Annotated in this window: 15 protein-coding genes; 5 read left to right on the forward strand and 10 right to left on the reverse strand. The window is 64.4% G+C overall.

Going from position 1 to position 19,487, the window contains the following annotated elements:
* The first annotated feature begins 166 nt into the window (after positions 1-166).
* Positions 167-1,624 (forward strand): serralysin family metalloprotease, encoded by a 1,458-nt coding sequence (locus tag U873_RS0109635; protein ID WP_051586069.1) that lies wholly within the window; start codon positions 167-169, stop codon positions 1,622-1,624.
* A gap of 54 nt (positions 1,625-1,678) precedes the next feature.
* Here the strand turns inward: U873_RS0109635 and U873_RS0109640 are convergent, their stop codons facing one another.
* Positions 1,679-2,431 (reverse strand): hypothetical protein, encoded by a 753-nt coding sequence (locus U873_RS0109640; RefSeq protein WP_025128054.1) that lies wholly within the window; start codon positions 2,429-2,431, stop codon positions 1,679-1,681.
* A gap of 241 nt (positions 2,432-2,672) precedes the next feature.
* Between U873_RS0109640 and U873_RS0109645 the strand changes: the two genes are divergently transcribed.
* A complete protein-coding gene (locus U873_RS0109645; RefSeq protein WP_025128055.1) occupies positions 2,673-3,899 on the forward strand; it encodes a DUF2599 domain-containing protein in 1,227 nt (408 codons plus the stop codon).
* A 257-nt stretch (positions 3,900-4,156) separates the two neighbouring features.
* Here U873_RS0109645 and U873_RS0109650 read toward each other — a convergent pair whose 3' ends face one another.
* Both U873_RS0109650 and U873_RS0109655 read right to left on the reverse strand, forming a co-directional pair.
* Positions 4,157-5,779, reverse strand: coding sequence for an MFS transporter (locus U873_RS0109650; protein ID WP_025128056.1), 1,623 nt, complete (start codon positions 5,777-5,779; stop codon positions 4,157-4,159).
* A gap of 517 nt (positions 5,780-6,296) precedes the next feature.
* Complete coding sequence (locus U873_RS0109655; protein ID WP_025128057.1) at positions 6,297-7,943, reverse strand: GMC family oxidoreductase; 1,647 nt, start codon at positions 7,941-7,943, stop codon at positions 6,297-6,299.
* Positions 7,944-8,074: 131 nt separating this feature from the next.
* Between U873_RS0109655 and U873_RS0109660 the strand changes: the two genes are divergently transcribed.
* Entirely contained in the window at positions 8,075-8,977 is a 903-nt protein-coding gene (locus U873_RS0109660; protein WP_025128058.1) for a LysR family transcriptional regulator, read from the forward strand.
* 187 nt (positions 8,978-9,164) lie between these two features.
* On the opposite strand, the gene U873_RS0109665 is transcribed toward U873_RS0109660, so the two are convergent.
* The 3 genes from U873_RS0109665 to U873_RS0109675 all read right to left on the reverse strand — a co-directional run bounded on the left by U873_RS0109665 (position 9,165) and on the right by U873_RS0109675 (position 13,146).
* Complete coding sequence (locus U873_RS0109665) at positions 9,165-10,325, reverse strand: hypothetical protein (protein WP_025128059.1); 1,161 nt, start codon at positions 10,323-10,325, stop codon at positions 9,165-9,167.
* 212 nt (positions 10,326-10,537) lie between these two features.
* Positions 10,538-11,473, reverse strand: a complete 936-nt coding sequence (locus tag U873_RS0109670) for a phytanoyl-CoA dioxygenase family protein (RefSeq protein WP_025128060.1) — start codon at positions 11,471-11,473, stop codon at positions 10,538-10,540.
* Between the two features lie 113 nt (positions 11,474-11,586).
* On the reverse strand, positions 11,587-13,146 hold the full coding sequence (locus U873_RS0109675) for an MFS transporter (RefSeq protein WP_025128061.1): 1,560 nt from the start codon (positions 13,144-13,146) through the stop codon (positions 11,587-11,589).
* A gap of 156 nt (positions 13,147-13,302) precedes the next feature.
* Here U873_RS0109675 and U873_RS0109680 point away from each other — a divergent pair, with 156 nt between their 5' ends.
* Positions 13,303-13,935 (forward strand): TetR/AcrR family transcriptional regulator, encoded by a 633-nt coding sequence (locus U873_RS0109680; RefSeq protein WP_025128062.1) that lies wholly within the window; start codon positions 13,303-13,305, stop codon positions 13,933-13,935.
* A gap of 31 nt (positions 13,936-13,966) precedes the next feature.
* On the forward strand, positions 13,967-14,341 hold the full coding sequence (locus tag U873_RS0109685; RefSeq protein WP_025128063.1) for a hypothetical protein: 375 nt from the start codon (positions 13,967-13,969) through the stop codon (positions 14,339-14,341).
* Positions 14,342-14,365: 24 nt separating this feature from the next.
* On the opposite strand, the gene U873_RS0109690 is transcribed toward U873_RS0109685, so the two are convergent.
* The 4 genes from U873_RS0109690 to U873_RS0109705 all read right to left on the reverse strand — a co-directional run bounded on the left by U873_RS0109690 (position 14,366) and on the right by U873_RS0109705 (position 19,478).
* Positions 14,366-15,397 carry a DUF6602 domain-containing protein gene (locus U873_RS0109690; RefSeq protein ID WP_025128064.1) on the reverse strand — a complete coding sequence of 344 codons (1,032 nt, stop codon included), beginning with the start codon at positions 15,395-15,397 and terminating at the stop codon, positions 14,366-14,368.
* A 44-nt stretch (positions 15,398-15,441) separates the two neighbouring features.
* A complete protein-coding gene (locus U873_RS0109695) occupies positions 15,442-16,548 on the reverse strand; it encodes a DNA alkylation repair protein (protein WP_025128065.1) in 1,107 nt (368 codons plus the stop codon).
* Between the two features lie 433 nt (positions 16,549-16,981).
* Positions 16,982-18,805, reverse strand: a complete 1,824-nt coding sequence (locus U873_RS0109700; RefSeq protein WP_025128066.1) for a monovalent cation:proton antiporter-2 (CPA2) family protein — start codon at positions 18,803-18,805, stop codon at positions 16,982-16,984.
* A 148-nt stretch (positions 18,806-18,953) separates the two neighbouring features.
* On the reverse strand, positions 18,954-19,478 hold the full coding sequence (locus U873_RS0109705; protein ID WP_025128067.1) for a hypothetical protein: 525 nt from the start codon (positions 19,476-19,478) through the stop codon (positions 18,954-18,956).
* Positions 19,479-19,487: the final 9 nt, after the last annotated feature.

Below are 19,487 nucleotides of genomic sequence, written 5' to 3' on the forward strand. Positions count from 1 at the left end.
GGGCCAGAGCGGTTTCAGGCTTTTGTAGGACAAAAAAAACTGTGGACGCACGCTTGACGAATATGTCAGGTTTCCTGGGCCTCAATGGGCGAGTGATAGGACGATCTCGCAAGCGGGGTCGTGTGTGTTCTATCAGGTTCTTTTTGTCTGGAACAAGGACGTAACAATGTCAAAGCTACTGTCAAAAGCACTCTTGGAAGCCACCGGGAACGAGATCAATCCGTTCGCTCAGGCCAGTAACGCCTACCAGCAGGTCCAGGCCTTCAGCCACTTGTACGACCGCGGCGGCAGCGAGCTGGTCAACGGCAAGCCATCCTTCACCGCTGACCAGGCGGCGGACTCGATCCTGCGCAAGGGCCTGTCCTGGCATGACCAGAACGGCGACGGCAAGATCGACCTGAGCTACAGCTTCCTCACTGCCAAACCGGCCAACTACAACCCGGCCCTGGGTAGCTTCAGCGAGTTCAGTGCACTGCAGAAGGCTCAGGCTCAACTGTCGCTGCAGTCCTGGTCGGACGTGGCCAACATCACCTTCACCGAGTCCGCCAAGGGCGGTGACGGCCACCTGAGCTTCGGCAACTACAACGTCAGCACCGGCGGCGCGGCCTTTGCCTACCTGCCGTCCGGCAGCAGTTACGACGGCCAGTCCTGGTACCTGATCAACGACCAGTACCGGGTCAACGAAACCCCGGGCAACGGCAACTACGGCCGCCAGACCCTGACCCACGAGATCGGCCACAGCCTGGGCCTGTCCCACCCGGGCGTGTACAACGCCGGCAGCGGCAGCCCCACCTACAACGACGTCACCTACGCCCAGGACACCCGTGGCTACAGCCTGATGAGCTACTGGAGCGAGAGCCACACCGGGCAGGACTTCAGCAAGGACGGCGGCGGCGCCTACGCCTCGGCGCCGTTGCTGGACGATATCGTCGCGGTGCAGAAGCTCTACGGCGCCAACCACGAGACTCGTGCCGACGACACCGTCTATGGCTTCAACTCCAACACCGAGCGGGATTTCTACAGCGCCCATAGCGCCTCCGACAAGCTGGTGTTCGCAGTCTGGGACGGCGGCGGCAACGATACCCTGGACTTCTCCGGCTTCACCCAGGACCAGAAGATCAACCTCAACGAGGGTGGTTTCTCTGATGTCGGCGGCCTGGTGGGCAACGTTTCCATCGCTCACGGGGTGACCGTGGAAAACGCCATCGGCGGCTCGGGCAATGACCTGCTGATCGGTAATGCGCTGGCCAACCTCCTCGAAGGCGGTGCCGGCAACGACATCATCTACGGCGGCGGTGGCGGCGACACCTTGTGGGGTGGGGCCGGGGCCGACACCTTCGTGTATGGTGCGGCGTCGGACTCGACCTTCGATGCACCGGACTGGATCATGGATTTCGTCAGTGGCGAGGACAAGATCGACCTCACCGGCATCCCGCAGTTCGCCACGGGTGGCGCGACCCTGAACTTCGTCAGCGGCTTCACCGGCCATGCGGGTGATGCGATCCTCACCTACTACGCCGAGACCAACCAGACCAGCCTGATGATCGACCTGACCGGTCATGGCACGGTGGACTTTGCCGTGGGTACCGTTGGCCAGGCTGCGGTGACCGACATCATCGCCTGATCACCGGGCACTCCGGGAGCGGCGCGCAAGGCGTCGCTCCTCAGGCCGATCGCTTCAGTCACCGCCTCCGCCGCCGCACCCACCCCCGCCACAGCCATTGCTGTCGCCCCCGCCGCCATCACTGCCGCCGCTGCCCCCATCGCCGCCAAAGCGCGAACTGTCATTGCTGTCACTGCTACTGCTGCTGTCACTGGCGCTGGTGGAATCGCTGCCGTGCAAGTCGCTGCCGCAGTGAATCACGCTGCTGGTGCCGTTGTCCGCCACGCGGCGCAGGGACTGGCAGTCGGCGACATAGTGAAAACCCTTGGCGATCTTCAGCTTGCTGTCCAGGGCGAACAGCAGCGGCAGGCGGCTGGGACTGGCGGGGTTGATGTTTTCCTCCAGACAGGCCTGGCGCCAGACTCGGCGCAGGCCCAGGTCGCTCTGCTGCGCGGGGTTCTGGCCGAGGGACGCTGCCGGGGTGTGGTGGAGAAACTGGCCGAAGGCCTTGTCACAGAATGCCTGGTAGTCGCGGGTGTGCAGGATGAACTCGTGCCACAGATCATCCACCACCTGGGAGGGCATCGACACATAGCGCTGGCCGCTTTTCAGGTAGGCCAGGAAGAACTGCCGCAACCCCTGGGCCACCAGTTGGCAGTCCTTGAGGCTCAGGTGCGGATGCTGGGTGCGCAGCGGCGCGAACAGCCGCGGCGGCAGGCTGAAATCGCGGATATGGGCTTCACGGCGCAAGGCCACCAGGGCGGCCTGACGGCGCCAGAGCACCAGGATCAACGCCAGGGCAACCACTGCGGGAAAGATCAACAGCATGCTCGCACTCCGCCGGAAAAAGTGTCGAGACAGTGGCGCAAAGCCGGATTTTGTTCAAGCGGCGCCGGCTCCCGCCCCTTGACGGTCACCGATAGGCCCGCAGGGCAGGGCTCCTGCGGCGGTCATCGGGGACAGGCAGGGCAAAGAGTCACGGATCGCTAGAAAGCGTTTCTATTCTGTGTGCATTGCCGGCCGGGCCAAGCGGCTGGCCAAGGATTTCACACCACACGGACGTCTTGTCATGAAACCAAGCAGCACCTCGATCGCCTGCGCTGTCAGCCTTGCCAGCCTGTGCCTGTTGTCCTCCGCCCACGCCGACCAGGGCAGTGACACGGTGGCCCGCCTGACCCAGTTGTACAACGACACCCGCCAGGATTGCGGCGGCCCGTCGAAGCCGGCCTTTCTCTGCTCCGGCGTACTGTTTCGCGCCACCTGGCCCTCCACCGACTACCAGTTCTACAGCATCAGCCCGAAAAGCCAGGCCAGCGGCGGGGTCTCGGCGTCCTACCTGCGCAAGGACTCCAAATACCGCAAGCTGGCCTACGGGCTGCAGAGCGGTTTCATCTTCGACACCATCTTCGGCAACCCCAAGGACCACCAGGATTACGCGGTGCTCTGTTCCTTTCCCATCGATGCCGCCACCGACGACCGCGGGCAGCAGGGCTGCACCGATTCGCGGCGCACCCCGGGCAATGTCGAGAAGTACTGCCACGAGATCGGCGTGACCAGTGCCGAGCAGTGGGGTGCCAACTACCGGCAGAACCGCGGCGATCACTCGCGCCAGTGCTCCTTCGATGTGCGTGACGAGCGCAACACCGCCGCCGGCCCGGCGTTCTACCAGAGCATTCGCTCCATGGCGCAGATCGCCGCGGAATCCTTCGGTACCCAGAATGAACTGCGCCTGGCCAAGTGGGAGGAAAAGCCGCCGCAGTCGCCGTCGATCCTGGCCCTGTTCTACACCGAGGATCCGGGCCTGGAGGGCGCCCGCCTGAACCAGATCCAGTGGTACAAGGCAGTGCAGCAATACCTGCCGGTGATCAACATGAAGCTGCCGCAGACCCCGGCGCAGGATGCGAGCTTCGTCTATGACAACAAGAAGCAGGTGATCTACCCCATCACCGAGAAGAACAGCTGCGAGCGCTATGTGCAGAGCGCGGTGTGGGTCGAGCGCGACGACCCGGGCTTCGGCAAGAAGGTCATGACCCTGGAAGTGACTCCTACCGATTGCGGGCGCAACGTCAAGGACAACCAGACCAACAACTTCTTCAACGAACTGGCCAGCGACCACTACCTTGATGCCCAGTGGAAGAACAACCCGGACAACCGCGACAGCAGCGTCGGCAGCATGCGCCGGCAACTGGTCTGCCACTTCAACATTGCCCGCAACAAGCCCGAGTGGAACCTCGAGCCGTCGCGGCCCTACACCTCCAACGAAGACTCCATCGCCAAGGGCTGCAACAACACCTGACCCCGCCCCTGTAGGAGCTGGCTTGCCAGCGAACAGGCCCGCCAGCCTGGCGCCGCCTATGGGTACGCCTTCGCCGGCAAGCCGGCTCCTACAAAACCGCGCTCGCCGGCAATCCCCTTGTAGGAGCTGGCTTGCCAGCGAACAGGCCCGCCAGCCTGGCGCCGCCTGTGGGTACGCCTTCGCCGGCAAGCCGGCTCCTACAAAACCGCGCCCGCCGGTAATCCCCCTGTAGGAGCTGGCTTGCCAGCGAACCCCCGTCAGACGTGGTCGATATCCACATCCCGCGTCTCATGCAGGCACAACAGGCCGACCACCAGGCTGACCCCGGTGATCAGCACCGGGTACCACAGCCCATAGAAGATATCGCCGGTATACACCACCAGGGCGAACGACACCGTCGGCAGGAAGCCGCCAAACCAGCCGTTGCCGATGTGGTAGGGCAGGGACATCGAGGTGTAGCGGATGCGGGTCGGGAACAGTTCCACCATCAGCGCGGCCAGCGGGCCGTAGCACATGGCGGCAATCAGGATCAGGGCAACGATCAGCGCCACCACCATGGCCTTGTTGACGTTCTGGCTGTCGGCCTGCTGCGGATAGCCGGCCAGGGTCACGGCGCCGCGCAGGGCCGCTTCATCGAAACCGTCGAGCTTCACCTCACCGACATTCACTTGCACCGGGCTGCCGGCGGGGGCGGCGACGCTGCTGTAGGGCAGGCCCTGTTTCACCAGGAAGGTCTTGACCTTGTCGCAGGGGCTGTCGAAGCGCGCCTTGCCCACCGGGTCGAACTGGAAGGTACAGGTAGCTGGGTCGGCAATGACGCTGATGGGCGCCTGGCGGCTGGCCTGGTCGATGGCCGGGTTGGCGTAGTGGGCCAGGGCCTTGAAGATCGGGAAGTACAGCAGCGTGGCCAGCAGCAGGCCAAGCATCAGCACTGGTTTGCGCCCGATCTTGTCCGAGAGCCAGCCGAAGAAAATGAACATCGGCGCGCCAATCACCACCGCGATGATCAGCAGGCTGTTGGCCAGGGCCGGGTCCATCTTGAGGAACTGGGTGAGGAAGAACAGAACGTAGAACTGCGCGGCATAGAAGGTCACCGCCTGCCCGGCGTTGATGCTGAACAGGGCAATCAGCACCACCTTGAGGTTTTCCCATTTGCCGAAGGATTCGCTGATCGGTGCGGTGCTTGCCTTGCCTTCTTCCTTCATTTTTAGAAAGGCCGGCGACTCGTGCAGGCTCATGCGGATCCAGGTGGAAATGCCCAGCAGCACGATCGACAGCAGGAACGGCAGGCGCCAGCCCCAGACCTCGAACTGATCGCCGGTGAAGTAGCGGCAGGCCAGCACCACCAGCAGCGACAGCAGCAGGCCGAGGGTCGCGGTGGACTGGATCCAGCTGGTGTGGAAACCGCGCTTGCCCTGGGGCGCATGTTCGGCGACATAGGTCGCGGCGCCGCCGTACTCACCACCCAGGGCCAGGCCCTGGAGCATGCGCAGGGCCACCAGGATGATCGGCGCGGCGATGCCGATGCTGGCGTAATTGGGCAACAGGCCCACGGCGAAAGTGGCCAGGCCCATGAGAATGATGGTGGCGAGGAAGGTGTACTTGCGCCCGATCATGTCTCCCAGGCGGCCGAACACCAGGGCGCCGAAGGGGCGCACCACAAAGCCTGCGGCAAAGGCCATCAAGGCGAAGATGAACGCGGTGGTGTCGTTGACCCCGGCGAAGAACTGCTTGCTGATCACCGCCGCCAGGGCGCCGTAGAGGAAGAAGTCGTACCACTCGAACACCGTGCCGAGGGACGAGGCGAAGATCACCTTCTGACTGCCCTTGGCGGCGGACTCGTCCAGGGGCGCATTGAGAGGCTGAGCGTGTTCTGACATAGGGGGCTTCCTTACAGTGATTATTGTTGTTGTTCCACTGCCGGCGCCGTGACCGGTGCCGTTGTTGCAGATTCATCGCGCGCGCTGAATCTTGTTTTCCTCACCCGTAGGAGCTGGCTGGCCAGCGCAGAGGCCCTTGGGCCAGGTGCCGGCCTTGAGGACGCCTTCGCCGGCAAGCCGGCTCCTACATCAGGTGCATCTGTTGCTGTTGTCCCGTAGGAGCTGGCTTGCCAGCGAAGAGGCCCGTGAGCCAGGTACCGGCCTTGGGGACGCCTTCGCCGGCAAGCCGGCTCCTACATCAGGTGCATCTGTTGCTGTTGTCCCGTAGGAGCTGGCTTGCCAGCGAAGAGGCCCGTGAGCCAGTTGCCGGCCTTGGGGACGCCTTCGCCGGCAAGCCGGCTCCTACATCAGGTGCATCTGTTGCTGTTGTCCCGTAGGAGCTGGCTTGCCAGCGAAGAGGCCCGTGAGCCAGGCGCCGGCCTTGGGGATGCCTTCGCCGGCAAGCGGGCTCCTACGGTCATGCCGGGGTGGCGGGTTCTCTGGTCTGGACGCTGCTCCTGGGAACGTTGGCAAGAATCAGTTCGGCGGCTTTCTCGGCGATCATCAGGGTCGGCGAGCAAGTGTTGCCGGAGGTGATGCGCGGCATGATCGAGGCGTCGGCGATGCGCAGGCCCGGAATGCCATGCACCCGCAGTTGCGCATCGACCACCGCATCGGCGTCGGCGCCCATGCGGCAGGTGCCCACCGGGTGGAAGATGGTGGTGCCGATGCGTGCGGCAGCCTCGTGCAATTGTGCATCGCTTTGCAGTTCGGGCCCGGGCAGGTACTCACTGGGCTTGAACGGCCGCAGGGCCGGGGCGTCGACGATGCGCCGGGTCAGGCGGATGGCCTCGGCGGCCACCCTCAGGTCCTCTGGATGGCTCAGGTAGTTGGGCTGGATCAGCGGCGCATCACCCGGTTCCAGCGAGCGGATTTGCACCCGGCCCCGGCTCTGCGGGCGCAGGTCGCAGACCGAGGCGGTAAAGGCCGGGAAGCTGTGCAGCGGCTCGCCGAAGCGCTCCAGGGACAGCGGCTGCACGTGGTATTCGAGGTTGGCCCGGGTCTGCTCCGGCCCCGAGCGAGCGAAGGCCCCCAACTGGCTGGGCGCCATCGACAGCGGGCCGCTGCGGTCATACAGGTAGCGCAGGCCCATGCCCATCTTGCCCCACAGGCTGCCGGCGATCTGGTTCAGCGTGCGGGCGTTTTCCAGCTTGTAGATCAGGCGCAGTTGCAGGTGATCCTGGAGGTTGCCGCCGACTCCGGGCAGGGCATGGCTGACACCAATGCCCAAGCGTTGCAGGAGTGGGGCAGGGCCGATACCGGAGCGCTGCAGGATGCTCGGCGTGCCAATCGAGCCGGCGCAGAGAATGATCTCCCGGCGCGCCTTGAAGTTCTCCAGGCGCCCCTGGCAGTGAGCGCGGACTGCCACCGCGCGGCCGTCCTCGAGGATCAGCCGCTGCACCTCGATGCCGGTCAGCACCACCAGGTTGGGGCGCTGGGCAATCGGCTTGAGAAAGGCCTTGGCGGCGTTCCAGCGCACCCCGGCCTTCTGGTTGACCTGGAAGTAGCCGCAGCCCTCGTTGTCGCCACCGTTGAAGTCATCGGTGTTGGCGATGCCGCTCTGTTCGGCGGCCGTGCGGAAGGCATCGAGGATCGGCCACGATAGGCGCTGGCGCTCCACTCGCCATTCGCCCTGGGCGCCGTGCAGTGCGCTGCCCCCGGCAAAATGGTTCTCGCTCTTCTTGAACAGCGGCAGTACATCGTTCCAGCCCCAGCCCGGGTTGCCCTCGGCGGCCCAGCCATCGTAGTCGGCGGCCTGGCCGCGCATGTAGATCATGCCGTTGATCGACGAGCAGCCCCCCAGTACCTTGCCCCGCGGGTAGCTCAGGCTGCGGCCTTGCAGGCCAGGCTCGGCCTCGGTCTTGAAGCACCAGTCGGTGCGCGGGTTGCCGATGCAGAACAGGTAGCCCACGGGAATGTGGATCCAGGGGTAGTTGTCGCGGCCGCCGGCTTCCAGCAACAGGACCCGGTGCTGGGGGTTGGCCGACAGGCGATTGGCCAGGAGGCAGCCGGCGGGGCCGGCGCCGACCACGATGTAGTCGTAGGCGTCAAAGGCAGGAAGCATCCGTAACCTCGTTTTTCGTTCTTATTGGGAGCCATCCTAGTTGTTAGCTTTCGTTAAAAGAATGTTAGTTTTTACCCACCCGCTGTGCGTTTTCTAACAGTGACGACCTGCGACATCGACAAGGAATTTGTATGTTCGACTGGAATGACCTGCGTTTTTTCCTCGAGCTGCAACGCAGCGGCCGCCTGCTCACCGCCGCGCGTCGGCTGAACACCACCCACGCCACGGTGGCCCGGCACATCGAGGCCGTGGAGAAGGCCCTGGGCACCGCGCTGTTCGTCCAGCATGCCCAGGGCTACGAGCTGACCCCGGCCGGCGAGGCGCTGCTCAAGCATGCCGAGGCCATGGAGAACGTCGCCTTGCTGGTGCAGGAGGAGATCACCCAGTCCAGCGCGCCCCTGGGCAAGATCCGCGTCGGCGTCACCGAGGGCCTGGGGGTCAAGTTCCTCGCCAGCCGCATGTATGGTCTGTTCGAACGCTATCCGGGGCTTGAAGTGGAACTGGTGGCGGTGCCGCGCTTTGTCAGCATTCTCAACCGCGAGGCAGAGATCAGCATCCACCTGGAGCGTCCCAGCGCCGACATGCTGGTGACCCGCAAGCTCACCGACTACTGCCTGGCGCTGTACGCCAGCCAGGCCTACCTGGACCGCGCGCCGCCCCTGCAGCACCGCGAAGACCTGGGCCGCCACGCCTGGATCGGCTACGTCGACGACCTGCTGTTCAGCCAGGAGCTGATGTTCCTCAACAGCTTCTGTCGCAACCCCCAGGTGGTGTTCCACAGCACCAGCGTCATCGCCCAGCAGGAAGCGGCCCGCTCGGGCCTGGGGATTGCCGTGCTGCCGTGCTACATGGCCGCGGACGACCCGCAACTGGTGCCCTTGCTACCGGCCGAGCGCATCCAGCGTGCCTACTGGATCAGCACCCGCCGCGAGCTGCACAAGTCCGTGCGGCTGCGGGTGGTCTGGGATTACCTGGTGCAGTTGTGCATTCAGGAGCAGGGGCTGTTGTTGGGGCCACAGAGTGGGCTGGAGTGAGCGCACTGGTGAAGAGGCGGCAATCGCCGTAATCGTGGGCTGGCTAGCTGGCGCTGTAGCACCCGCGGCGCAAGGGCATAGAGAGGTGTGAGCCCACGGTTGCGGTTTGTTTTGAGTCGATGCGCCCGCTCGGCACGCAGATTACCTGGGCTCCAGGGTTACGCCCTTGGCAGTCAGTCACGACGGTTCAATAGGTCTCAATGAGTTTCACGCACCAACCCACTGCGCGGGTGAGTTTCTCCTGGGCATTACCTCCCAGATCTATCCATTCCAGGCCGGATTTGAGGTTGCCTAACGCCTGGCGGTTGAGGGTGCTGGTGCTGACCACGCGTGAGGCCCCGGCTTGCAGTCGGCTCAGGGCATCGAGCATCTGTGTGCGACTTTCGACGATGAGCTGTGCCTTGTCTGCGATGGACAAGGCGACCTGCCTGCATTGTTGATCATTTCTATGAATCTTGTTCCTGATCTCGCCGATCTGCGACATCAGTTTGCCCGCTCTCTTTACCTGCAGGTCATCCTGGAACGCGGCAACCGAGCTATAGGACAGTTGGCTGAATACCCTTTGGAGCTGCGCCGTGCCGGGATAACGGTCAGCGTGAAAGGTTGCCAGAGTCGTGTGGTCATCGGCAGTGCCGGCATAACGTGAGTGGATTTTTTCCAACACGCTTTCAAGCGTCAGAATGTGCTCGTCAATTTCCTTGGTGGCTTTTTTCAGTGCTGGTAGGAGATGTTCCGGACCCGCTGTCTTGACGCTTTGAAAGGCGCTGTGAAAGTCTGGCAGCTGATTGGCGATGACACGCAGTTTCTCTAACAGTGAGATCAGTTGCTCTGCACTCCAATCCCTCCCCAAGGGCAATACCACCGACTCATCGAGCCCTTTCACTAGCACACAGAGGCATGGCTGATCCTCGGGGGATATCTCGAAGAGTTCCAAGAATTCGGGGACGAATCGGGCGGTGGCCTTTGACGTGTCCCTGGCAATCCTTTGTTGTACTTTTTCCCAGTTTTGGCCCAGGTCTTGGAAAGCCTGCTCGTCTCGAAGAGCTCTTATGTCATCACCGGGGTGTTGCGCAGAGGAGAGTACTTGACCTGGAAAGGCAGCAACCTCTCCTCCAGACCGGTCGATCGCCAACGTGGTGGTGGCCTTTGGGTCTAGCAGGATAAAGCCAACTTTGCTCCCCATTGCCCTATCGACGTCATCCAGATCAGCGATCAGCTTGGTGAGCTTTTTCTGATCGGCGTTGCGCGGGGCAAGCAACACGCAGAGCAACGGTTGCTGAGTTAGGGGCTCTTGCCGGGTGTGAAACCAATCGACAAGTTCTTGTGGCGATGCGGAACTGATGAGCATTGCAATATCCCTATCAACAAAGCAGAGGTTAGCCGTGCAGCACTGACAAAGTGCCGGGCGGTGCAAGAATAGTGCATATCGACGCACGATACTGCTCTACTGAAGTCCTGTTGCTGCTTCGGATATTGTCGTCATCCCGTCACGCATCCTCTGTCTTGCGCTTGCTGATCGCCGTATTGCCCAGGCGATGTGGATGAGTCCCGACTGGGCATTCAGAGCATCGGCCCGCAATGGGCCGAGCTGCGGATTGGCGCTCCCGGCTTGATGTCGACAAAGCGCGAGCCATAGGACTGTGGATTCAGCGGTCCGCCGGCGCGGCCCATGCCCAGCCCGCCGGCGCTGCGGGTCTCGCCGTCCTGCAAGAGCGGGTCGAGGCAGGCGCGCCAGTCCACCAGGCGCAGGCTTATCGCCTGGCGCCGTTGCAGCTCACCCTCCAGCAGAGGGCTGGAGCGGTGCCACAGGTACTTGCTGAACAGCAGGGCATCGCCGGGCTCGAAGGCCTGTTCGATGCGCTGCTCCTCGAAGCAGTCGGTGAGCACCCCGGGAGTGGCGTAGGTCTGGTGCAGCAGGGCGCAGAACTCGTCGACCGATTCGCCCCGCGCCAGTTTCTGCGCCAGCAGCCGCGAGAACTGGAAATTCTCCTGGGCCGAGAACAGCGACAGCGGCACCCAGGCCATGCCACCGCCCTGGCCTTCGGGGTGGATCGGCTGCAACGGCAACCACAGGCTGAAGGCCGGGTCCTGGGGGCGGATGTAGCGAAAGTTCAGCGAGTCGTAGTGCCAGGCAAACCCCGTGCGGCCCACCCCCAGCTCGAAGCTCTGGGCCTCGCACATGATCAGCCGGCTGCCGCAGAGGAAGGTCAGCGCCTGGGCGAATGCCGGTTGCTGATAGAGGCGCTCAAGGATGCCGACCTGTCCCAGGCGGTGGGTCAGCCGAGTGAAACCGTCGCTGTGGGCCGGGGTGGCCGGGGGCGCGGCACGCAGCTGACTGTCGGCCAGCTCCCGCAGCTGGTGGATGGCGCTGGGGGTCAGCAACTGGCGCAGCTTGATGTAACCGCGCGTCTTGAAATGCTCCAGGTCGTCCTGGCCCAGGCGGAGCGGATTGACCAGGGCAGGGGCGCTTTCAGGCAGGGCCGAGGGCAGGTTCACGGGCGTATTCCATTACCGGAGAAGTGAGCCTTGAGTATGGGTGACAGCGGTGGGGGTGGCAGGCTGGATTCGACCTTGGACTGTGTGTTTGCGACACCGTGAAAGCCGCGGCCTCAGTCCGGCGGCCGGGCAGACGGGCTGGCTGCGGCGCTTGGCTGCAGGGCCTCAGGCGCCAGCACCTGCTCACGTCGCTGAGGCTGTGTGGTGTGCCTGTGGCCAGCCAGCAACACGCCCATGGCCAACAGGCAGGCGCCCCCCGCGAGGGCCATGGCCAGGCGAAAACCGCTGGTCATGGCGGCGTCATAGAGTTCGCCCAGCAGTGGGCTGTCCAGGGGCAGGCGGTGTTCGGTCACCGCCTGCCGGGCCAGGTCGCTGGCACCCTGGATGCCCGCCAGGGTCGCCGATGCGCTGAGGGCCCGCACCGCCTGGGCGCTCATCAGGCTGCCGAGCAGGGCAATGCCGACACTCATGCCGGTCTGACGCAGGGCGTTCATGCTGGCCGAGGCGATCCCGGCGCGTTCCGGTGGGGCGCAGGCCATGACGGTCAGGCCAGTGGCCGGCACCGCCAGGCCCATGCCCAGGCCCAGCAGGGCGAACAGGCTGCCCACCTGCCAGTACGGCGTGTGGGCTGCGAAGCCGGCCATGGCAGCCATCGCCAGGCCCACCAGCCCATAGCCGCCGACCATCAGCCAGCGCAGTGGCAGGCGGGCGTTGAGGCGGCCGAAGAGGAGGGACACAGTCGCCATGACGATGAACTGCGGGAGCAGGCGCAAGCCGGTGTCGGCCGCAGACCAGCCCTGGATCTGCTGCAGGAAGATCGAGAAAAAGAACAGGCTGCTGTAGCAGGAAAACCCGAGGATGAACGAGGCCAGGTTGGCCACCGCGAACGGCCGCTGGCGAAACAGTTCCAGGGGCACCAGCGGTCGTGACACCCGGCGTTCCACCAGGCCGAAAGCCAGCAGCCCGGCGCCGGCCAGCAGCAGCGCGAGCAGGGCCCCCGGGCTGTCGAAACCGTCCTCGCCGGCAAGGATCAGGCCATAGGTCAGGGCCGCCAGCCAGAACACGCTGAGGGCCTGGCCCAGGGGATCGAGGGCGGCGTGTTGCGGGTGCTTGCGTTCGCTGATGCCCCACAGGCCCAGGACCAGGGCCAGCAGGCCAATGGGCAAGTTGATCAGGAAGATGCTCTGCCAACCCATGGACTCCAGCAGCAGGCCGCCCAGCAGCGGGCCGAGGATCAGCGCCAGGGCGCTGAAGGCCGACCAGCCGCCGATCACGTGGGCCCGTTGCCGGGGATCGGGGAAGGCGTGGCTGAGGATCGGCATCGCTCCGGGGATCAGCAAGGCCCCGGCCAGGCCCTGCACCGCGCGCCCGGCCAGCAGCAGCGACAGGTCCTGGGCCAGGGCGCAGAGCAGCGAGCCCAGGGTGAACAGCAGCACCCCGGCCAGCCAGCCGCGCTTGTGGCCGAAGCGGTCGCCCAGGGGGCCGGCGGAGAGCATGAAGGCCGAAAGGCAGATGGCGTAGGCGTTGACCACCCATTGCAGGCCGGCCAGGTCGGTGGCCAGCGCCTGCTGCAGGGTCGGCAGGGCGACGTTGACGATGCTGATGTCCAGTGACGCGAGGAAGGTCCCCAGGTAAGCGGCGGCCACCAGGGCCGGACGACGATAGCGTTGCATGACACGACTCCCTCGCTGGGCAGGAAAGGCAGCGGGCGGCATCAGGTTAATATTCGACTGACCGTCGGTCAATGGAAAATGATATGCTTTCTCAACTCTCTTTTCCCGGGCAATTCCCCTAGACTGTCGGCCTTTGTGCATCAGCCGGATTGCTTCATGAACGTGAAACCCTCTTCGTCCCACGAGCGCACGGCCGATCAGCCCCGGCCGCGGACCAAGCCCGCCGAGGTGCGCCTGGAAGAGTTGATGGCCGCCGCCGAGGCGCTGTTCCTCAGCCAGGGCGTGGAGGCCACCACCATCAGTGAAATCGTCTCCCGGGCCGAGGTGGCCAAGGGCACCTTCTATCACTACTTCGAATCGAAGAACGACATGCTGGTGGCCCTCGGGCAGCGCTATACCCGGCACTTTCTCGAACGCCTGGAACTGGCGGTGAATGCCTGCCCCGAGGACGACTGGGAGGCGCGGATCTGCAGTTGGATCCGCGCCAGTGTCCAGGTTTACCTGGAGACCTACCGGCTGCACGACATCGTCTACCCCAGCCACCATCACCATGACCGTGGCAACCCGGAAAAAAGCGCGATCCTCCAGCAATTGCTGGGCATTCTCGAAGGTGGCCAGCAGGCGGGCACCTGGTCTCTGGCCCAGCCGGAGGTCGTGGCTTCGCTGATCTACGCCGGGGTGCATGGCGCTACCGACGATGTGATCGCCGCCGGCGAGGACGATGGCCGGGCCTTGGCCGAGGCCATTGTCCAGGCCTGCCTGCGCATGTTGGGCCTGCAGCCTTCTTGATGTTTCCACGGGTAAAAGGAACGACCCTGCGATGAAAAAGATCAACCTCATTCTCGGCGCCGCCCTGGCGCTGTACCTGGCGTACCAGGCCTATGGCTCGTTCTACTACGGCACGCCGTATCAGGGCCGTGACTACAGCCCCGACCAGGCCTTCTACTACCAGAAGTACCGCTTGTTCAGCTGGCGCACCTGGATTCCCACCATGACCATGCCCGGCGATGGCGACAGCTCGCGCTACAGCGTTGGTGGCTACCTGCGGGTGTTCAAGGCCGACGGCACGCTGCAGGGGCAGTCCTATGACGACTGCATCGCGGTGGTGGAAGTGTTCTGGTACGACGACGCAGTGGGCGGTTTCGGCTGCAGCGAGCACTTGATAAGTCTCTCGCCGACTGCCGGCAAAAGCTGAGCCCTGTGGCGGCCGGCAAGGCGCTCAGCGCCAGATTCCCTGGGACTTGGCGAAATCCAGTTTCGGGTCCGCCACCTTGATGAAGTTCACCGCTGCCCCCGACCAGCCGCCTTCCATTTCAGCGCTGAGGTGATAGTTCAGCAGGTTGTACTGGATGCCGGTGTTCCCCAGTTGCGGGTAGCCGATGCGAGTGGTGATGGTCTGTAGCAGGCTGGAAATCAGGTACTGCAAGGGTGAGTCGCAGGCCTTGATGGCGATTCCATAGTCGAAGCCCTGATCATCCCGCTCGCGGAAGTACCCGAGAAAATCGCGCTTGCCTAGGTCGCTGTGCAGTTCCTCGTTGAAGGCCTGCCGGCTGGCTTCCAGGTCCTGGGCATTGGCCCGTGGCAGCTTCAGGGCGTTGTTGAGGTTTTTCTGGGTCACGCAGCCCTGGGTGACAATCACTTCGGGCATCAGGGTGACATCCATTTCGCCGTGGCTGTGCAGATGGTTGTGCCAACTGTTCAGGCTTGTGCGCAGAGCCTCCACGCTGTTGCCCGTATAGCCGTGGTAGCCGTAGATGTAGGTCGGTGGCAGGAGCTGGTCCCTGACGGAGAACGACTGCGTTGGCGTCAGTTCTGCGAATGATGCGCCATACACCAGGTTGCTGTAGTGATCGACAGATTCCCCCAGTAGCGAGACCTGGAGGTTGCGCACCGACTTGCCGTTTTCCAGGGCTTCGAACAGCCTCGCTTCGTTGAGCTGTGACTTGATTTCAATGGTGGCGACCACCCCTTCGATCAGGTACACGTCGGCGGATCCGAAGGTGCGCAGGATGGGGAAATCGCTGCGGTAGATGATCAGGTCGATCTGCTTGGAGATGCCGTCATAGGCATCGATGATCTGCCCCGAGCCGACGCTGACGTTGCTGGGCAGGAAGCGCTGCAGCACGTCGCGGATGAAACTCTCCCGGGCATCGCCGAGCACCGTCCTGTGGTTGGCGATGGTGCTGCTGACTTCATAGCTGCTTTCCAGGAGCTTGGCGATGGACTTGGCCCATTGGCTGATGATTGCCATGTGTTCTTCCTTGAGGGGTGAGAGAGCAGGTGGGCGCCAGAGTATCAGGGCATCAACAATTGGAAATAGCCGCTGGCCAGAGCTTCGCCGTTGACCAGCAATCGCACGCCGTGGCGCCCCGGATAGTGGCGGCGGGTGGTCAGTTCGCGGATCTGCTGGCTGCGGCCAAGCTCCACCTGGGCCAGGCCTTGCAGGGTGAAGGTCTTGAGCTTGAACACCTTGCTCGCGGTGGCGCCGGAGGCCTTGACGTAGTCGATGGCGTAGTCCACCACCAGGCGCTGGGGCTCGGCGCAGGTGGAGAGCAACTGCAGCGACAGGTTCAGGCTCTGGCCCAGGTGCAGCGCCGTCGGCGTTACTTCGAAACCCTGGACCTCGACTTCGGCCCGGCGGTCGGCGCCGATCAGCGCCAGGGCCCGGCGGTCGCCCTGCTTGATCAGGCTGCGCAGGGCATGACGGGCGATCCATGCGCTGTGGGGCTGCTCCAGGGGCCAGCCTTCAAGACGTTCCAGGACCCACTGCGGGTGCTCTTTGGTGATGTCGTTGAGGTGGTTGGCCACCGACTTGCGCACGTACAGGCTGGGATCATTGCGCAGGCGTTCGAGGATCGGCGCCGCCAGTTCCGGGTTGGCCTGCAGCCGTTCCAGGCGGAACGACCAGGGCAGGCGCGGACGGCTGCCTTCGCTGGCCAGGCGGCGTACGTGTTCATCGCTGTCCGTGGCCCACTCGTGCATCACGGCCAGCGTGCGCTGGCAGTCCTGGCGCAAGAAGTGGCGCACGGCGAATTCCGATGAACCGAAGCCGGTGAAATACTTCAGCGCCGCCATGGACAGCTCGAAGTCATGCAGGCCGTAGCTGGCCACGTAGTGGGGCAGGAAGATGCACACGAAGCGGCTGTTCAGGCGCGGCGCCAGGGCTTGCAGCAGCTCCAGGCTGGTGGGGTAGTCCAGGTCCAGCACCTGGTGCAGGCTCTCGCTGACTCGGGCCAGGCGCTGCATCAGCGACAGCTTGTCAAGGTCGTGGCCGGCCCGTTGCAGGAATCCCTGGCGGTCGAAGGCCGGGTGCACCGCGTGCATGGCATCGGCGATATGTAGCAGGCGCTGCTGGTTAAAGATTTCCTTGAGGGCGGGGGCCTGCTCTTGGGTAGAACTCATGGGGCGTATCCATTCAAAGCCGGGGGCGGCGTCCACTCTACACGCCCTCTACTGACAGAATCTGTCGGTAGCCGCTGGAGGAGATGCTGCGTCATGCAGATCGTTTTCCGGTGTTCCTGAGAGCGCCTTCGCCGGCAAGCCGGCTCCTACGGGGAACGGCACGGTCTACCTGTCTGCTGTAGGAGCTGGCTTGCCAGCGAAGGCGGCTTCAAGAGCGCTGCAATACTTACGGTCCTCTTCGCCGGCAAGCCGGCTCCTACGGGGAACGGCACGGTCTATCTGTCTGCTGTAGGAGCTGGCTTGCCAGCGAAGGCGGCGTCAAGAGCGCTGCAATACTCGCGGTCCTCTTCGCCGGCAAGCCGGCTCCTACAGGGCACCGCACGGTCTACCTGTCTGCTGTAGGAGCTGGCTCGCCAGCGAGCGGCGTGCATCCTCAGCGCATCGGCGGCAACGGGCTCTCGACCTGTTCGTCCTGTTCGTCGGCCTCGAACAGCCGGGCCAGTTCGCTGCGGGCTTCCTGGGCGGTCTGCAGGACCTTGGCCTCATCGTCGTAGACCTTGTGCTGGGCCGCCAGCAACTGTTCGTCATGCTGGGTGAAGCGCTGGATCCGCGAATCGGCCTGGGCCTGGCTCAGACCCAGGCCGACCAGGGTGCGGCGGCTCATCTCCAGGCTCGAGTAGTAGGTTTCCCGTACCGCCTGGGCGTCCAGGTCCACCAGCCGGTGCACGTGCTGGCGGTTGCGCGCGCGGGCAATGATCTTCAGGTGCGGGTAGAGCTTGCGTACCTGCTCGGCGGTCTTGATGTTGGTCTCCGGGTCGTCGGTGGCGATCACGAAGTACTCGGCCTCGCCGACCTTGGCCGCCTTGAGGATTTCCGGGCGCATCGGGTCGCCGTAGAACACCGGCATGCCGCCGAAGCTGCGGATCAGCTCGATGGTGTCCACCGAGGTGTCCAGGGCCACGAAGGGGACTTTCTGCGCCCGCAGGATCCGCGCCACGATCTGGCCCATGCGGCCCATCCCGGCAATCACCACCCGTGGGCTGTCGCTGTCGATCTTGCGGTATTCCTCGGGCATCTCCAGGGGTTTTGGCTTGGGCTTGAGCAGCCGCGAGCAAGCCAGCAACAGCAGCGGCGTCAGGGCCATGGACAGGGTGATGGTGAGCACCAGCAAGTCATGCAGGTCGGCGGCGAACAGGCCCTGGTCGCGACCGATCTTGAACACCACGAAGGCAAACTCGCCGCCCGCCGCCAGTACCACCCCCAGGCGCAGCGCGCTCTCGCGATTCAAGCTGCCGACCAGGCGCCCGACCACATACAGCAGCGGCAGCTTGAGGCCGATCAGCAACAGGGTCAGCCCCAGCACCGCCACCGGCGTGCTGAACAGCAGGCTGATATTGGCGCCCATGCCCACGCTGATGAAAAACAGCCCCAGCAACAGGCCCTTGAACGGCTCGATCTGCGCTTCCAGTTCATGGCGGTATTCGGAATCCGCCAGCAGCAGCCCGGCGAGGAACGCGCCCAGGGCCATGGACACCCCGGCCAGGTCCATCAGCCAGGCGGTGCCGATCACCACCAGCAGGGCGGTGGCGGTGGACACCTCAGGCAGCCGGGTCTTGGCGACGATGCGAAACACCGGGCGCAACAGGTAGCGGCCACCGACCACCACCACGGCGATGCTGCCCAGCACCTGCAGGCCGTGCCCCAGGTCCTGGGTGGTGCTGGTGTCGTGGTTGCCGCCGGCGAGCACCGGCACCATGGCAATCAGCGGAATGGCCGCAATGTCCTGGAACAGCAGAATGGCGAACGCCAGGCGCCCATGGGGGCTGTTCAGTTCCTTGCGCTCGGCCAGGCTCTGCAGGCCGAAGGCGGTGGACGACAGTGCCAGCCCCAGGCCCAGGACGATGGCGCTGTTGAGGCGCTGGCCGAACAGGAACAGGGCCACGCTGCCAATCACCACACCGGTCAGCAGCACCTGGGCCAGGCCGACCCCGAACACCGCCTTGCGCATCACCCACAGCCGTCGCGGCGAAAGCTCCAGGCCGATGATGAACAGCAGCAGCACCACCCCCAGCTCGGAGATATGGCTGACGCTTTGCGGGTTGCCGATCAGCCCCAGCACCGACGGGCCGATCAGCACCCCGGCCAGCAGGTAGCCGAGCACGGCCCCCAGTTGCAGGCGCTTGGCCAGGGGCACGATCAGCACCGCGGCGCAGAGGAACACGACGGCGGCTTGTAGCAGGTTGCCTTCATGGGGCATGGGCAGGACTCCAGGTAAAACGCTGCGCGGATGGCTCGATGGCTGATGATAGTCAGCCATCGGTGACGCTTTCACCGGCGGTTGGTCGCCGCGATGATCAGCGCAAAAATGAATGCAGGATAAAGGGTGGGGCCGGGTTTGCGATCCTTCAGGACAGGTCACGCCAAAGGCTCTGGGCCCCCTGGGTGCCCGCTGGCAACTGGTTGAGCAGGGCAGTGGCTTCATCGCCCTGGTTGTAGAACACCACAAAGTCGCCGCTGTCGAAGTCGATCCGAAATCCGCAGAGAAAGGTGCGGCCCAGCTCTGGCCAATGGTCGAACAGCCCCTGTACCCGGACGATCAGGGCGCCCTGCAGGTGGCTGGCTGCCAGTCTGCGCAAGAGGTCGCGGGCCTCCCATGCGCAGTGCACGCCGGCCTCGAGTTCGAAGCTTGCGGGCAGGCGCATGGGCCTTTGTGCGGCGCCGACGCTTTCCCCGTCAGCGAGCAGGAACAGGCTGACCTGGCGGCCGTCCTGGCCATCCAGTTGCAGGTCGCCGCAGTCATCGGTCAGTACCTGTCCGTTGTACAGGTACTGGGCGTGGGTCAATCCCCGCAGGCGCTGGCCCAGCAGGCTGGCGGCGGCCTGCAGGTGTTCGGCTTGTGCGGCCGGATTCAGGCGCGGATCGTCGGGCATGTGCTGCTC

The organism is Pseudomonas sp. PH1b, assembly GCF_000633395.1.
In the GTDB taxonomy this organism is placed as follows: Bacteria; Pseudomonadota; Gammaproteobacteria; order Pseudomonadales; family Pseudomonadaceae; genus Aquipseudomonas.

Bases quoted from the DNA above. Each gene is read 5' to 3' on its own strand.
- U873_RS0109645 (WP_025128055.1), top strand. From the start codon at position 2,673: ATGAAACCAAGCAGCACCTCGATCGCCTGCGCTGTCAGCCTTGCCAGC.
- U873_RS0109685 (WP_025128063.1), top strand. From the start codon at position 13,967: ATGAAAAAGATCAACCTCATTCTCGGCGCCGCCCTGGCGCTGTACCTG.
- U873_RS0109700 (WP_025128066.1), bottom strand. From the start codon at position 18,805: ATGCCCCATGAAGGCAACCTGCTACAAGCCGCCGTCGTGTTCCTCTGC.
- U873_RS0109650 (WP_025128056.1), bottom strand. From the start codon at position 5,779: ATGTCAGAACACGCTCAGCCTCTCAATGCGCCCCTGGACGAGTCCGCC.
- U873_RS0109655 (WP_025128057.1), bottom strand. From the start codon at position 7,943: ATGCTTCCTGCCTTTGACGCCTACGACTACATCGTGGTCGGCGCCGGC.
- U873_RS0109660 (WP_025128058.1), top strand. From the start codon at position 8,075: ATGTTCGACTGGAATGACCTGCGTTTTTTCCTCGAGCTGCAACGCAGC.
- U873_RS0109665 (WP_025128059.1), bottom strand. From the start codon at position 10,325: ATGCTCATCAGTTCCGCATCGCCACAAGAACTTGTCGATTGGTTTCAC.
- U873_RS0109640 (WP_025128054.1), bottom strand. From the start codon at position 2,431: ATGCTGTTGATCTTTCCCGCAGTGGTTGCCCTGGCGTTGATCCTGGTG.
- U873_RS0109680 (WP_025128062.1), top strand. From the start codon at position 13,303: ATGAACGTGAAACCCTCTTCGTCCCACGAGCGCACGGCCGATCAGCCC.
- U873_RS0109675 (WP_025128061.1), bottom strand. From the start codon at position 13,146: ATGCAACGCTATCGTCGTCCGGCCCTGGTGGCCGCCGCTTACCTGGGG.
- U873_RS0109695 (WP_025128065.1), bottom strand. From the start codon at position 16,548: ATGAGTTCTACCCAAGAGCAGGCCCCCGCCCTCAAGGAAATCTTTAAC.
- U873_RS0109690 (WP_025128064.1), bottom strand. From the start codon at position 15,397: ATGGCAATCATCAGCCAATGGGCCAAGTCCATCGCCAAGCTCCTGGAA.
- U873_RS0109635 (WP_051586069.1), top strand. From the start codon at position 167: ATGTCAAAGCTACTGTCAAAAGCACTCTTGGAAGCCACCGGGAACGAG.
- U873_RS0109705 (WP_025128067.1), bottom strand. From the start codon at position 19,478: ATGCCCGACGATCCGCGCCTGAATCCGGCCGCACAAGCCGAACACCTG.